The 14599-nt window shown below is 47.9% G+C and carries 12 protein-coding genes; 1 reads left to right on the forward strand and 11 read right to left on the reverse strand.

Features of this window, described 5'->3' with window-relative positions; all coding sequences use genetic code 11:
- Positions 1 to 4: 4 nt before the first annotated feature.
- The 10 genes from AC5JMP_RS15950 to AC5JMP_RS15995 all read right to left on the reverse strand — a co-directional run bounded on the left by AC5JMP_RS15950 (position 5) and on the right by AC5JMP_RS15995 (position 11169).
- Positions 5 to 1222: an ABC transporter substrate-binding protein gene (locus AC5JMP_RS15950; protein ID WP_495852470.1), complete on the reverse strand. Its 1218-nt coding sequence runs from the start codon at positions 1220 to 1222 to the stop codon at positions 5 to 7.
- Between the two features lie 722 nt (positions 1223 to 1944).
- Positions 1945 to 4251, reverse strand: a complete 2307-nt coding sequence (katG, locus tag AC5JMP_RS15955; RefSeq protein WP_495852471.1) for a catalase/peroxidase HPI — start codon at positions 4249 to 4251, stop codon at positions 1945 to 1947.
- A 104-nt stretch (positions 4252 to 4355) separates the two neighbouring features.
- On the reverse strand, positions 4356 to 4547 hold the full coding sequence (locus AC5JMP_RS15960; protein ID WP_495852472.1) for a hypothetical protein: 192 nt from the start codon (positions 4545 to 4547) through the stop codon (positions 4356 to 4358).
- A 526-nt stretch (positions 4548 to 5073) separates the two neighbouring features.
- A complete protein-coding gene (locus AC5JMP_RS15965; RefSeq protein WP_495852473.1) occupies positions 5074 to 5388 on the reverse strand; it encodes a carbon dioxide-concentrating mechanism protein CcmK in 315 nt (104 codons plus the stop codon).
- 767 nt (positions 5389 to 6155) lie between these two features.
- Positions 6156 to 6770, reverse strand: coding sequence for an ExbD/TolR family protein (locus tag AC5JMP_RS15970; RefSeq protein WP_495852474.1), 615 nt, complete (start codon positions 6768 to 6770; stop codon positions 6156 to 6158).
- A gap of 131 nt (positions 6771 to 6901) precedes the next feature.
- Positions 6902 to 7609: an HAD family hydrolase gene (locus AC5JMP_RS15975; protein WP_495852475.1), complete on the reverse strand. Its 708-nt coding sequence runs from the start codon at positions 7607 to 7609 to the stop codon at positions 6902 to 6904.
- A gap of 136 nt (positions 7610 to 7745) precedes the next feature.
- On the reverse strand, positions 7746 to 8285 hold the full coding sequence (locus tag AC5JMP_RS15980) for a GNAT family N-acetyltransferase (RefSeq protein ID WP_495852476.1): 540 nt from the start codon (positions 8283 to 8285) through the stop codon (positions 7746 to 7748).
- A 269-nt stretch (positions 8286 to 8554) separates the two neighbouring features.
- Complete coding sequence (locus AC5JMP_RS15985) at positions 8555 to 10246, reverse strand: ankyrin repeat domain-containing protein (RefSeq protein WP_495852477.1); 1692 nt, start codon at positions 10244 to 10246, stop codon at positions 8555 to 8557.
- A gap of 149 nt (positions 10247 to 10395) precedes the next feature.
- Entirely contained in the window at positions 10396 to 10797 is a 402-nt protein-coding gene (locus AC5JMP_RS15990) for a RidA family protein (protein ID WP_495852478.1), read from the reverse strand.
- 147 nt (positions 10798 to 10944) lie between these two features.
- Positions 10945 to 11169 carry a hypothetical protein gene (locus AC5JMP_RS15995; protein ID WP_495852479.1) on the reverse strand — a complete coding sequence of 75 codons (225 nt, stop codon included), beginning with the start codon at positions 11167 to 11169 and terminating at the stop codon, positions 10945 to 10947.
- 295 nt (positions 11170 to 11464) lie between these two features.
- On the opposite strand from AC5JMP_RS15995, the gene AC5JMP_RS16000 reads away from it, so the two are divergent.
- Entirely contained in the window at positions 11465 to 12049 is a 585-nt protein-coding gene (locus AC5JMP_RS16000) for a hypothetical protein (protein ID WP_495852480.1), read from the forward strand.
- Here the strand turns inward: AC5JMP_RS16000 and AC5JMP_RS16005 are convergent.
- A partial coding sequence (locus AC5JMP_RS16005) for a WD40 repeat domain-containing protein (RefSeq protein ID WP_495852481.1) occupies positions 11999 to 14599 on the reverse strand: 2601 nt, incomplete at its 5' end. The two genes, AC5JMP_RS16000 and AC5JMP_RS16005, sit on opposite strands and share 51 nt — an antisense overlap.

The following is a 14599-nucleotide window of genomic DNA, read 5'->3' on the forward strand; positions in this document are numbered from 1 at the left end:
TTTCTTATTGCTCTGCTGCCTGAATTTGCTGATTCGCGCTGTCTTCTGCCCGTTGCAACGCCTGTCTCAGCGGTTGTTCTCCTAAAATAGCGCTGATAAATTGATTGTTAAAGCTGTTCATAATGGCTGTAGGATACTGTCCAAGCTGCCAGGGAGTTGCATACTGAATACCTGCCACTAGGGCCGATCGCAGCGGATCGCGGTCATAGTGCAGTTGCTGTGCCACTGAATGACGGCTAGGTAATGCACTGCCGCCTTTAGCCCAAAGCGCCATGCCTGTTTTACCCGTCAAATAGCGGATCAACTCCCAAGCTTCCGGTTTGTGCTGCGATCGGCGGTTCATCACATAGCCAACGGTATAGACCATAGTGCCAGATTGGTCTTGGATACGAGGCACTTCAGCCGTGGCAAATGGCAGAGCGGGAAACGTCTCTTGTAGGAATGGAATTGCCCAGTTGCCTTCAATTACCATAGCTGCTTTGCCCTGACCAAACATTTCTGTTCCAGAGCTTGTGCCAACGTCTGGCGGACGCGCAGCGATGCGATCTTGATAGGGCTGCACAATCAGGTTCAAGCCTTTCAGGGCAGCTTCTGAAGCAAATGTCGCCTTGCCCTGCGGGTCGATCGCAGCTCCTCCAAAAGCCCGCATCAGGTAGACGAGGCGAGCCAAATCGGGCAATATGCCCAAACCATACTGGTCAATTTTGCCGTTTTGATCGCGATCGCGCGTCAAGCGTTGGGCATCTGCCAGCAGCTCATCCCAAGTAGCGGGTGGCTGAGCAATGCCAGCTTCAGCAAATGCTTGCTTGTTGTAAAACAGCGCCAGCGAAGAACAGTCTTTGGGTAATCCGTAGAGGATGCTGTCTTGCTGGAAAGCAGCCAGCAGCGTTGTCTCAAAATCTGCTAAGTCAAAGTCTGGCGTGAGGTAGGCGTTGAGTGGTTCCAACACCTGATTAGCCATCAAAGAAGGAGCTTCAAAGCTGTCGAGGAAAAAGACATCGGGTGCAGCATCCCCAATCAATCGGGTTTTGAGCACATCCATGTATTGATCGGCAACGGTTTCAAACTTGACCCGAATATGGGGGTGAGTGGCTTCAAAGGTGGTCAGAACAGTCTGGAATAAGCGCTGCTCAGATGGACTCGATCCCCATCCACCTAGTTTAAGGGTAATGGGACGATCGCTTTGTCCAAGTGGGCTGATAGTCCAATCAATCTGTGGCATACGAACTTGGCAGCTCATGACACATAGGAAAGAGACAATCATCAGCACAAAAAATTGCAAATCTCTGTAAACCATGGCTAAGCATCAGCGCAGGTTAAATTCAGCCCACTTATAATTCAGTCACTTACAGTGGTGGCACTATTTTACATGTATCTCAATAAAGTGCATCCCTCTGTCTAGACAGCTTTAGTAGAAGTTTAAGGTGAAATCTCTCATCAGATTCAAATGTTTTTCCTTGCAAGAATTTATACAAGCTCTAGACTTAGCTGTTGAAGTGTATCTTTGCAGGGGTCTGATAACTCAACAACTGTGTAATCGCTGATGATTGTAAAAGTGAAAGTACAATGCCAAACTCTTAACTGCGTTGGATACACTCTCGTAATTCTTAATATACACCTCTTTATACTTTACCGTTCTCCATAGCTGCTGTGAGTGAGCAGGAATAATGGCACGAATAGCAAATGAGTGGCGCAGTAAATGAACATCTATAATCTTTGCCCTAATTAGCTTTGAGGTAATTAGGCAGTAGAAACCATTGACAGGTGGTGTAGGTCAAGATGTTAGTAAGATTGATGCAAGGTAGGGACTATAGGGATTGCGCTACTCATTTGCTAATTGCGCCAAATAATCTGCTCACCTACGCCTGCGGGGCTGCATAGCCTTGGCTAAACATCTGATCTCAGCCAAGGCTATGCTTAGAAACCTAAAGGTTCTTGCTCAGACTAGCGAACGTCGAAGCGATCGAGCATCATCACCTTGTCCCAAGCTGCGACGAAATCATTAACCATCCGCTCATGACCGTCATTAGCACCGTAGACCTCGGCAACCTGACGCAGCTCCGCATTTGAACCGAAGATGAGATCGCAGCGGCTCGCCGTGAACTTCGTTTCGCCCGTTTGGCGATCGTCAATGCTGAAGGTCATTTCGTTTGCATCAGATGGCTTCCACTCGTAGTCCATGCTGGTCAGGACACGGAAGAAGTCGTTGGTCAAGACACCGGGTCGGTCGGTAAAGATGCCGTGCTTTGAGTAGTCCCAATTCTGGTCAAGGGCACGAAGCCCACCAACAAGAACCGTCCACTCAGGTGCGGTCAGGGTGAGCAACTGGGCGCGATCGAGGAATATACGCTCCGGCTTTACCTTATAGCCAACAGCATCATTGTGGTAGTTACGGAAACCGTCCGAGACAGGCTTCAGCCATTCAAAGGTTTCGACATCGGTCAGCTCCTGAGTCGTATCCATCCGCCCTGGGGTAAAGGGAACACTAACGTTGACCCCAGCATCCTGCGCTGCTTTCTCAACCGCAACGCAACCACCGAGGACAATGAGATCCGCCATCGAAAGCTTCTTATTACCCGACTGAGCACCGTTGAATTCTGATTGAATTTGCTCAAGGGTCGATAGAACTTGGTTAAGCTCCTGTGGGCGGTTGATCTCGAAGTCCTTTTGCGGATCTAGGCGAATACGAGCGCCGTTTGCGCCGCCGCGCTTGTCAGAGCCGCGATGGGTTGACGCCGATGCCCAGGCAGCAGATACGAGCGCCGAGACGGAGAGCCCACTTGCTAAAATCTTGGTCTTGAGAGCACTGATATCGGCGGCGGCGACGACGTCGTGGTCAAGCGCCGGAATCGGATCTTGCCAGGGCAGATCTTCCTCCGCAACTTCCGGACCCAGATAGCGCGTTTTCGGCCCTAAATCCCGATGGGTTAGCTTGTACCAGGCGCGCGAGAACGCATCGCTGAAGTGCTCAAAGTCATTGAGATAGCGCTGACAGATTTCACGATAAGCCGGATCAACCTTTAACGCAATGTCTGAGGTCATCATCATGAGATTGTGCTCAACACCGGGTTTATGAGCGTCTGGCGTCTTCGGCGCATCGGGAGTGCTCGGCTGCCACTGAATGGCACCGACTGGGCTCTTGGTCTGCTCCCACTCGTGCTTAAAAAGATTTTCTAGATAGCTGTTGTCCCACTGGGTCGGGTTTGGCGTCCACGATCCTTCGATCCCGTTCGTCATCGTATATTCAGCAAACCCGGTCCCTTCAGGATTCTGCCATCCCATGCCCATTGCCTGAATTGGCGCAGCTTCCGGTGCCGGACCGATCTTATCCGGAGCAACCATGCCATGACTTTTGCCGAAAGCATGACCGCCTGCGATGAGCGCGACAGTCTCCTCGTCATTCATAGCCATCCGGGCAAAGGTCTCACGGATATCACGGGCGGAGCCAACAGGGTCACCTTCACCGTTCGGACCCTCGGGATTAACGTAAATGAGCGCTTGGTGCGAGGCCGCCAGCGGGTTCTCGAGGTCGTAGTATTCCTCGTCCGGCTTGCCGACCCACCGAAGATCGCGAGTGACCATCTCATCCGGATGACCAGGTTGCTGCTTGCCATGCTTGCCATTTTCTCCGAACGGTTGACCGTTCCAGAATTCAGGCCCCCAGTAGGTGGCGCGGTCTGCTTCCCAAGCATCAAGACGACCGCCGCCATAGCCGAAGGTCTTTAGTCCCATAATCTCCAACGCGCAGTTGCCCGTCAGGATCATCAGATCAGCCCAGCTCAGCGAAGCGCCATACTTTTGTTTGATTGGCCAAAGTAACCGCCGTGATTTATCGGTATTCCCGTTGTCCCACCAGGAGTTGATCGGGGCAAAGCGCTGCATGCCTCGGCTCGCTCCGCCACGGCCGTCGGCAATCCGGTAGGTGCCTGCAGCGTGCCACGCCATGCGGATCATCTGAGGTCCATAGTTGCCGTAGTCGGCTGGCCACCAGTCCTTCGAATCCGTCAGTAACGCCTTGATGTCGCTCTTCAACTGCTCGAAGTCGATCGCCTGAAACGCTTTTTGGTAATCGAAATCCCGTAGCGGGTTAGCTTGAGGCGGATCTTGGTGAAGCAGCTCGACCTGAAGTCGGTTAGGCCACCAGTCATCGGCTTGCGGTTTGGAGCCAAGGGCACCGCCAACGCGGGTTCCACGGAAGGGGCATTGTCCAGGAGTGGATTGTGGTGTGTTCGTGAGAGGGTTACTGACCATAAGTCTGATTCTTTTTAGGGAGTTTCGTTGGATAAGTTGAGCTGAGTACCGCCATTAGCGGTAGTTTGAACGGCGTCAGGATGCCGGTTTAGTTGGGTCAACGTTCAACTCCTTTTCGTTGTCAAGCGATCGGGAGAAGACCGCATGGTATGGAACAGCGATAAGAAACCGCTGGCGATCGCAATATCCAGTGACAATGCTCGATTGAGGTAGGAGTTGCTCTTTCGCAAATGCACAGGCGATCGCTCTAAATCGAGAGTTGGAACCGAAGATGATGTCAGTAGATAGTGAGCCATCAATCTTATGATGCCATTAACTCAAACTGATCTTTTTTCAGAGCCGCTAAATTGAGTCTCTTGAATTCTTCAGCATAGCGAATGCCTTGCCTATGGAATTGGGCAAGGTGAAAGTGCTGATCGAGCACTCTGAGGTTTAACTAATTCGACCATCAGCCTTAGTTTGATGCGCCTTTGCCAGCTACACGTTCGAAATGTTCGTACGGCACGTAGGTTGGAACGGATCACGGCAGACACAGAATAGTGGATCGAGATAGATGTATTCTGATAGCCCGTCGCAATGTCACCGAAACGTTGCTCAAAGACTTCAACGCTGATTCAAGGCGGAAATTAGTCGCTCCTGCTTGGGCAACGATGTGGTGACAGCCAATCTAATCTCGCGCTGCAGACGGACGCTCATTCAGCACGTCGCCGATCGCGATCGTTAGGTCGCTTAGGCTAACTGTAGGATATACCATTGCAAAGTTACTTGTTGAGGCGGAAGGTCGGGTATAGCTTTGCCCCTAGCAACCTCATTTGCGACATTTTACATCACAGCTCTAAACTGCGTGACTGCTTCGGTGTAGCGAATGGGCAGCACATACTCCAGATTCTCATTGGGGCGCGCAATGATGTGAGTTGACAGCACAGAGCCGCCACTAACCCGCTTGATCGACTCAATGCCCGCAGCGATCGAGGCCTGAACTTCGGAAACATTGCCCCGGACGATGACGGTAGCTCGACCACTGCCGATTTTTTCGTAGCCGACTAAGGTAACCTGAGCTGCTTTCACCATGGCGTCCGCCGCTTCGACAACCGCCGGGAAACCCAGAGTTTCAATCATTCCAACAGCAATTGACATAAAGATACGCCTAACCTTTTTGAGGGTTGATAGACACCTGGACATCCGTCACTGTTTCCATTGGAACGAATCTGCCTGATAGGTTGATACGGTACCCAACCCATGTTCATCAGGTGTCCTTTATTGCCTGTTTTATAGAATGCCGCCCGTGTTAACTAAGTACGGTGGTAGAAGCTCTAAGAACCACAACCAAAGCCTTCGCACTCAATAGCGTTGCGCAGCACTATCAATAAAATTCAGGACACGGTGTCAAATAAAATCTTGATTTCTCAAAAGTGTATCTAAGCACTAAGTGTACCGCTATTCGGTCATGACATGGAATCGAGAGCGAAAGTCTCTCTAAGCTTCACGTTCCTCTCTATCTACAAAAACTTGTGATCCTTTCAGCGCGATCGCGCTCCGGGTCACAACTCCTCTCCTCAATGGCAGCGTAAATCCGATCGACCTCACCCTCCTCAATCTCCTGGGATTGTGCCTCTAGTATCTTGTTGCTTAGATGAGTGATTAGAGTAGTTGCGCGGGACGCAACTACTCAACGATTGGGTTTGAGGGTCTCAGCCAATGGCAAAAAGAGACAGCTTGAACCATATTTTGTGCAAATCTAAGCAATCTGCTCTTTGTGCGATCGTCTCACCAGAAAGCTTTAAATCACCACCCCACCGATAACCCAGCAGGCTAACGATGCCCATCACCCGCTGTAAATAATCTTTGCATCACACCGATCACTTTTCGGCAGTCGGTGTGCATGGGCGTTGTTTGCCTATGCTTTATCTACTTGGAGAAATGATATTTGGTAGAGGCGGAAGGGAAGGGATCTCAGGAATATGAAGAGGAGGAAGTGAAGGAAGTGAAGAATCGTCAGGGATCTCAAACGGCTGTCGAGAGCAGTTTGGAAATGAAGACGGATAAAGAGAACCAACTGTAGGTGGTGATAGTTGATTGATTTCAAAAATTACGGATACAAGGGTAAGGACACCATCTTGAGAGTTAAGCGGGAACCCTAACGCTATGCGATTAACTCCTAAAGCCCTTAAAATGTCTATCATTTCCACAACTGAGGCATATTTTGTTGTAGTGGAAGCACTAAGCACTACTAATCCACACCGATTGGAACGATCAAAGTCGATTACCACACGAGATAGTTGATCATCCAAGGGGTGAGGAATATGCGGAATATTAGGTGCAACAAGCTGTCCGTCGATATATATCTGCTCATTAGAATCGATCTGCACAATCAGCATAGAAGGTGGTGATGCAATTGGTACAGGGGTAGGAGCGGCAGGTATTTGACTATTCACTGGCTGGCAAATAATTAATATGAGCAATAGCGTAGCTGAAAAAACAGCAAGTTTCCTAATCCACACTTCATACTTAAATAACATTTCACTACATTCCTTGTTGCGATCTCACTCAGTGAATTCGAGTTGTCATTTTTAAGCTACATGTAGTTTGAGCAGTCGAACGATGCCCATAACCCGCCGCCAGTAACCTCTCGAACTTAACCAGCAGCCTCTCAACGGTCGGGTTCATGGACTATGCTAGCTGTCTGGCAACTACTCTCAAATTGCCTAAGAATCAAAGGAATTTCATTGAGTTCATCAATGATTGCATCTGCCTCTTTTGCATCTTGCCAGTACAAACTGCGTTTCCAAATTGCCTTCATCTCTGCGTTCTTAGCACCCGTGATATCTGCTTCTGGGTGATCTCCAATAAACACAGTGTTTTTGGCTGTCACTCCCAATCGCTTCACGGCTCGATGAAAAATTTCTACTTGTGGCTTTCTCACTTGCTCGATTTCAGAAATCAAGATTGCTTCAAAGTAGTCTTGAATCCCTAATCCCTCAATAGCACGAGATTGAAATGTTCCTAAACCATTACTCACGATACCCAACAAGTGGCCCTGCTGTTTCAACCCACTTAACACCTCAACGAGAAAAGGGAAAGGGACACAATGCCCCTGAAACTGTGTCTCATAGTCTTGAAGCAATGTCTGCCAACTCAACTCTTTAATCTCAAACTCCGCAACTAGCTCTTGATAAACCTTATCCTTCCAAACATGACCGCGACAGTCCAATTCGATAAATCTGCTAGTGTAAGCGGCTTTAGGAATGTAGCTCAAGTGAGTGATGAGTCTGTCATATTGGGCTGCAACGAACTGTTTAATGGATGTATCGCGATCGAGCAGCGTTCCATCTAAATCGAAAAGGACTGCTTGAATCATTCATCGAACTCCCAACAACTATCTCAGAATTACGTCCCAACGACCGAAACAAAGACAGCTAACGGCGAAATGTAGCGGCAGCAAGTAACCTCAAACTCAGCACCAGGGGCTTTCGACCGTCCGCTGCCATGAAGGGTTAGCTCGCGCCACGCACCCTGGCATACATAAACGCATCTCTAGGAATTGCTGAAATGTTAGGGCGGATCAGATAATAACGCAACCTCCCTTCACACACTAAACCACTCTTCTCTAGAACCTTAACTGAAGCAAGGTTCTCCGTATCGCAAGTTGCCCAAACCCGATAAATTTCTGGCAAGCTAATTGCCCATTCCACTACAGCACGAGCGGACTCTGTTGCATAACCTTGTCCCCAATATTTCTGATTGAGCAGATAACCAAAACCAGCCGCATGATCTTCTAACCAACAACCGATCGTACCAATGGGTCGATCATCGGGCTTGACTGTAAGTACCCAGGAGAAACTACCTGATTCCCATTCTGCCGGACGGCTCTCAAGGGATTTTACAACCTCGCTGACATCAGTACGAGAACCATAATCCATGTAGTGAATGACTGTTGAATCGCTGGCGTATTCAAAGATTGCCTCTGCATCTGAGAGGCGAGGGCGGCGTAAAACAAGCCTTTCCGTTGTAAATACTTCAGGAGCCTGTAACATGAGGGCGCTTTCACCTTTTCAGCAAGTAGCGGGTTCACACGTTTGAGATTATTGGATGTAACCCAACTTTTGAATTCCCCTTAAGGGTACTCTTGAGAATTTTGCGATCGCCCTTAAATATCCTGGTAATAGCTGGACTTTGAACACTAACCGATAAGTTTGCTGCCCTCTCCCCGCAGACAATCGAGCGGGCTAACGGCTAGGTTGTCTGCGGCAAGAAATTTGAAACGAAATCAAGCGACTACAAATCCGCCCGGTGCAAGCATTAGTTAGGCATCAATGCGACTCCAGCTTAAATTTGTTAAGTCTAAGATATAATCCACTAAGTTTTCAATGTATTCCACTTTTTCGTTCGTCATGACAGAGACTTTACCGCCAGCGACACGTATCTTAGCTGGTTCTTTGTAGTAGGCTTTGTGACGACTAATCCATCCAGGTTTATCTCCTGTGGTTTCAATTTTTTCTATGTTGAATGTATCGCAGTGGAGTCGATAAACTGGCGTTTCATCATAGATTCTCTCATGCTGGTAGCCTGCATTGCCAATGATGTATATGTAGTTTCCAACTAGTGTCGCGGTATGGAAATCAGTTGGAGAAAATACATTCTTAGGATAACCCAAAATCTTAAAAGTACCGTTACCTTGATAAACTACAACATCGTTGTAGATACAAAAGTCGGGGTCATAGTAGTCTTCATGTTCGCCAGCGATCTCAACGATTCTGCCATCTAATAACTCTGTAATTGTTCTGCCGAACCGTTGATAGCACCATACTGGTTCATCTAAATTATCGTTATCAGCGAAGGTGTCTCGAGCTTTATATGCAGAATGACCGCAACGAACCATTGCTCGCCAAAAATCGATTTCCATGACTTCTGGATTAGCTTTACCAAATTGTCGATATCGTCCTGCTAAGTATTGCTCTCGCGACACTTGCAGCTCCTGATTGCCCACTCCTGTTAGGAGTGCTCGTACCCCGTCATTGATGTCACTTAAATCTTCACCTGCAGCAACTAATATTCGTACAATCTCAAGATTGCCAGCACGGTGAATAGCTTTATTATCGCAATGCTTGACTCTAGCTGGATTGGCATTATTTTCTATCAGGATGCGAACACAATCAGTAGCCCCACATTCTGCCGCTACCATCAAAGGAGTATTACCAAACTCATCAGTGGCTTCAATATCAAATCCTTCTTCAATCAACCATTCTAGAAATTCAATCCTGCCGTTCTCTATGGCATACATTAATGGCGTCTTTCCACAACGCCCAACGTCCTCTCGGTTTGCCCCTGATAATAAAAGTAATTTTGCCTTTTTCAATTCGCCCACTTGGAGGCTCAGAAGCCAAGGCGTTCTCTCCCACCAATCACGCGCCGAAAGATCTGCTCCCTCATCAAGTAATACTTTGACCTCTTCTAAATGCCCGAAAGCGATCGCGTGCATTAGTTCGGTCCATTCTAGCTGGGTTACATCGGCACCTGCCGTTAGTAATACTTTGACAGCATCAAACCGCCCTACCCTTGAGGCTATCCTAAGCGCAGACTCTGCATAGCTACTGACACCAGTGACTTTGGCACCTCTTTCAATAAGCAAATTCAAGATTGGTATTAATGAGATATCTGGACCACACGTTGCACTAATGAGTACGTCGTAGCCATGCGGCAGTTGGTAATGAATATCGGCTCCAACATCCAGAAGGAATCGAATCTTATCCAAATTCCCTGATTTCACCGCTAAGCCAAGGGCAGTATCTTGATCCTCTCCCCCAACCGCATTAATATCGGCATCATTCTCTACAAGGAATTGAAGCATATCGATTCCTGCATCTGCACTAGCTACTGCACACATTAGTGGAGTTCTCAAGAAGTATTTCTCTGCACAATTAATATCAACACCACTGGCAACTTGGTGTGCTACTCCTGCAATATTTCCTTGTTTCGCATGATCATGAATTTGCATAATTTTTAATCAGGTTTTATTAACAAATATGCCTAACGACCAGTTAAGCAATGACATACTGAACTGAAACGAAGCTAGAAAATTTCGTTTGCCGCTCCAACTCCGTGTTGAGCTGCGGCTACTCACGTTGAGCTGGTTTCATTTTAGTTCTATTCAGGTGAGTCATCTTTTACAGCCACACCCATCACTTTAATTTTGCTGCCAAAAGGCAGTGCTGCGGCTTGGTAAATTGTTCGAGCAGGTCGCTTACCCTCTGGAAACAAGTCGGCAAATAATTCGTTTACCTCACCAACATCAGCAAGGTCAATAAAAGCAATATCGACAAAAACTACTTCATCATTTGAGAAACCAGCAGCCTTGACCGCAGCAAAAAAGTTTGCAAATGAGCGTTCAGCTTCTTTGCGTGCAGAACCAGGCACGTATTGTCCAGAAACATCCACTGAGACTTGACCACTGATGTAGCAGGTGTCATTTACCACAACTGCATGACTAATGGGCATAGACCACTGCGGCAACCCCTCTCCTTGCGTAATAAACCTTCGAGAATTCATTATGGACTCCCTGTAGACAACCCAGAAATATCGTCTCACAACTAAACTCTCAGTAGATAGACTCTGAACAACAAACAACATTCAATCTACGGCCCTAACCCGTAATCCAAAGCAGCCCAACGGCAGAATTGAACGGCAACAATGGATTCAAGCCTTAGCACGAGTATCCTGGGTAAGTCCGCTCCAATGACAGGTTAGCTGGATCACGCGCCAATCGCCTCCTGGGTGCTTTCGCAATAACCGATCGCTCCTCGCAACTGCCCTCACGATAACCTTCTGGGCATGCAAAGTATCTGCAAACTTCTGAGCCTGAAAGTAATGCTCTGAAGTCGGCCAGACTTTACCCTGGAGGTCAATGCTAAAGATAGCCATAAGAGATCGAAGGTGCTGCTGTAATGGGATGGACGCTCCCTTCTATTCATCCCGATCGCGGAGCATTCTACCCAATAGTGGTACTTGGCTAGCATCTACAAGATGTAGCTCTTTTGTTAAGTCTCTCTTGCCCTGTCTAATCAGGTTTAATCAGAGCTATAAGATCGATCGCGACTACGACTTGTCATCAAACTAGGCTGTAACTAAAGATACAGAAATAACTGAATTGATTGGCTTATTTGACGAACCTAGGAATACAATAGGGAAATCGTGATGGATTCCTGGTGATTGAACAATGGCAACTGCAACACTTAAACGGGCGAGAGCTGGAAATGTTTCTAAGACTGCATTGGATCAAGTGGGGTCTCTGCTACAAGACTTGCCAGAGAAGTCTCAAGACCAGATTTCCCTCCGGGATGCGGTGGCTCAACTTCAGGGAGTAATCAAGGATACTCTAGCCAAAGGTTATAGCTACGAAGATGTGGCTGCTCTCTTAGCCCAACAAGAGATTGCTATCAGCCCCTCTACCTTGAGGAACTATGTGCTTGCCAATGGCAGTCGGACAACACAGAAACAGGCACCCACTAAGACTAGGGCAAAACGAGGTGCTAAAGTACCCAGCACTGAGCCGATCGCAGTAGTGACAGAGCCTGAGCTAGAGAGAGAACAGCCAGAGGCGATCGGCTCTACCGAGACTTCAGCTGTGGCTCAGTCAACGAAAGGACAGCGTCAATCCCCACCTGCTACAGCACAACCTGAAACAGAGACAGAGAAGAAGCCCCGTCGAGGGCGAGCTTCTAAAGCAGCATCCACTCAGCCAACCGCTGGCTCATCTCAGCGTTCTAGTGCGGCTAGAGGTCGCAAAGCCGCCAAAGCCTAATGCTTCATTACCTTTGCTGAACCTTTGGGCGATCGAGCCTTGAGAGAGTTCAACAGGGATCAGATAGTAGATTTGAGCAGGGTCAATCTGAGCCGATGAAGCGGATGAAATGCCTTGGCAAAGAGTGCGATCGTCCTTAAACTCCAGCTTGTTTTCCAAATCGGAGCTATTTTGCAGGTAACCCTGTATCCAAGTGCATCCCCTTTCCAGGAGTTGTTCCAGGTTTTCAATTTTCCAGGTCTTAACCTGCCACGAAGTTACTGTTCCGTCAGGTGTTCTATTGCTAACTCCTGCTGTGACAAGTTCTGCATTATTGCGAAACGCAATATGTTTCACTTCATCATGCCCTTCAAAGACAGCAAACTGTTGCCCGTGCAAATTCCACAGTCGTGCTGTTCCATCCTCTGAAGCTGTCGCCAGCCAGCTGCCATCTGGACTAAACAATACCGCATTGATAATGCCCTCATGTCCTCTCAGTTCTGCCTGTTGTTGCCCTTCTAAATTTAGGAGCCGTACGATCGCCATACCATCATCAATGCCAGCAACAGCGACCAGATTGCCTTGGGGACTGAAAACAACATCCCGAACGGGCATCCGGGTTGGAATTACCTTTTGATTCTGGCTAATCTGAACCTGACTCCAGGATTGCACATTGCCTGACTCTGCTAGATTTTTCCAGTTCCATAACCGTAACTGCTCGTCAAGCCCCCCCGCTGCTAAGAGCTGCCAGGATGAATCAAACGAAAAGGCATGGAGCCAGCCTGCACTCAAAGTACCTTGATCGGAACCATCCTTTGGCAGAAAAATCTGCTGCTCAGGTTGCAAAGCATTGTATATGATCGTATCGTCTCCCCCCAATATAAGCTGTTGCCCGTCTGGACTAAAAGCTCCTCCCCACAGTGAACTACCCAGTAAATCCCGTTGCAAGGTGCCGCTTCTCACTTGTGGTCCCTGCATTGCTGGGCTAATTTGCTGAGTTTCTAAGTTCCATAGGTACGTTTGACCAGCCTCTGTCCCGACTGCGAGAAGCCGACCGTCCGGGCTGAAGCGCAGTCCATCGACACTGGGAACAGGGGTTGGAAGTTCCGTGCCCTGGAGCGTATTTAAGTTCCACATCTGCACCCGACCGGAATTCATACCAACAGCAACTTGGCTCGCATTCTCAGAATTAAGCTGAATGCTTTGAATCCAGTTCTGTTCTGAATATCCTTTATATTCCTGATATTGACTGCCTTCCAAATGCTGCCAAATCCGAACCGCACCATCTCGTCCAACTATCGCAAGCTGCTGACCATCGGGGCTAAACTTCAGATCTAGAACACCGCCTTGATAGTTAAACTGGGCAAGTTGATTACCGCGCACATCCCACAAATAGATCCTTTCGTCTCCACCGCTTGCAGCTACAATACGCTGACTATCTGGGCTAAAACGAATCGTTAGCGATAAATTACTGTTAAAGCTGAGAGTATCGTTGATGCTGGCAATTTGCTCTTGAGGCTGGCCATTGCTCGAATTAATTCTATAAACAGCAATATTACCAGAACTGATTTCTGCCGTTGCCGACAGTGTTGCGTCGGAATTATAAGCAATATATAGCGGATCGGGAGGAAGCATTCTTTCAGTAAGGTTAAAGCCAAGACTGTAAATATCTTGGGCTTCCTGAATCTGTAAATCTCCCCTTAAATTCCACCGTTTTGCAACAGTTTGATTAGATGTTTGGTCTAGGACTTCTACAATAATATGTTCACTGTCGGTAGTAAAACTAATTGCCATAATGCTACCCCCTACATCTGGAGTGTTGAAGTTAGACAGTGGCTTGCCTGAGCGATCCCAAAAGCTGACCGTACTGCTCTGGTTTGTATTGCTTTGGTTTGAGTTTTCCTGAACGATCGCACTATTTTGACTTGGACTTTTCTGAACAACTGCAATCAATTGACCATTTGGGCTGAATGCAATTGTTCCAATTGGCTGGTCGGCGATGAGGCGATTTCTTTCACGGATTTGATACACTGCATTCTGGAGCGTTTCCTGCACCTCATTTCGGCGATTCTCCGTAGGGGGAAACATTCTTAGCAGCGGTTGTTTTAAGGCTTTAGCTGCCTTGATACTTTCAATGAGCGCCTCCAGATTTTGATTCCGTAAGAGCCGTTCTTCGGCAGATCCCTGCAAATCTAACATGCGATTGATTTGAGAATTCCGCGAAAAGGCAATTCCTCCGACTGAAAGCAGCCCTACAATAGCTAAAATACCTACATTTCGCAAATTGTTAAGTCGACGTTGACGAATGCTACGTTGCATAAAAGTTCGCTCTAGCTGATTCAGCCAAGCTGTATCCTTTTGCTGCAACAGGGAAAGACGAGGATTATTATGCCAGAGAAAACGAATTCGCTGCTGCTCTTGCTGCCAGGACACCGCTGCAGGTGTAAGCTGTCTTTGTAGCATTAAATTTTCGTCCTCTGCCTGTATCCAGTCCCTTAATTTTTGCCATCCCTGAATTGGTAGTGCCCTGAAGGGCAGGATAGAATAGGGAATGGCACTAATAAAGTTTTG

Source organism: Drouetiella sp., assembly GCF_059504425.1.

Coding starts and splice junctions, on each gene's coding strand:
- AC5JMP_RS15970 (WP_495852474.1), bottom strand. CDS start 6,770: ATGTTATTTAAGTATGAAGTGTGGATTAGGAAACTTGCTGTTTTTTCA.
- AC5JMP_RS15950 (WP_495852470.1), bottom strand. CDS start 1,222: ATGCCACAGATTGATTGGACTATCAGCCCACTTGGACAAAGCGATCGT.
- AC5JMP_RS15975 (WP_495852475.1), bottom strand. CDS start 7,609: ATGATTCAAGCAGTCCTTTTCGATTTAGATGGAACGCTGCTCGATCGC.
- AC5JMP_RS15990 (WP_495852478.1), bottom strand. CDS start 10,797: ATGAATTCTCGAAGGTTTATTACGCAAGGAGAGGGGTTGCCGCAGTGG.
- AC5JMP_RS15995 (WP_495852479.1), bottom strand. CDS start 11,169: ATGGCTATCTTTAGCATTGACCTCCAGGGTAAAGTCTGGCCGACTTCA.
- AC5JMP_RS15965 (WP_495852473.1), bottom strand. CDS start 5,388: ATGTCAATTGCTGTTGGAATGATTGAAACTCTGGGTTTCCCGGCGGTT.
- AC5JMP_RS15960 (WP_495852472.1), bottom strand. CDS start 4,547: ATGGCTCACTATCTACTGACATCATCTTCGGTTCCAACTCTCGATTTA.
- AC5JMP_RS15985 (WP_495852477.1), bottom strand. CDS start 10,246: ATGCAAATTCATGATCATGCGAAACAAGGAAATATTGCAGGAGTAGCA.
- AC5JMP_RS16000 (WP_495852480.1), top strand. CDS start 11,465: ATGGCAACTGCAACACTTAAACGGGCGAGAGCTGGAAATGTTTCTAAG.
- AC5JMP_RS15980 (WP_495852476.1), bottom strand. CDS start 8,285: ATGTTACAGGCTCCTGAAGTATTTACAACGGAAAGGCTTGTTTTACGC.
- katG (WP_495852471.1), bottom strand. CDS start 4,251: ATGGTCAGTAACCCTCTCACGAACACACCACAATCCACTCCTGGACAA.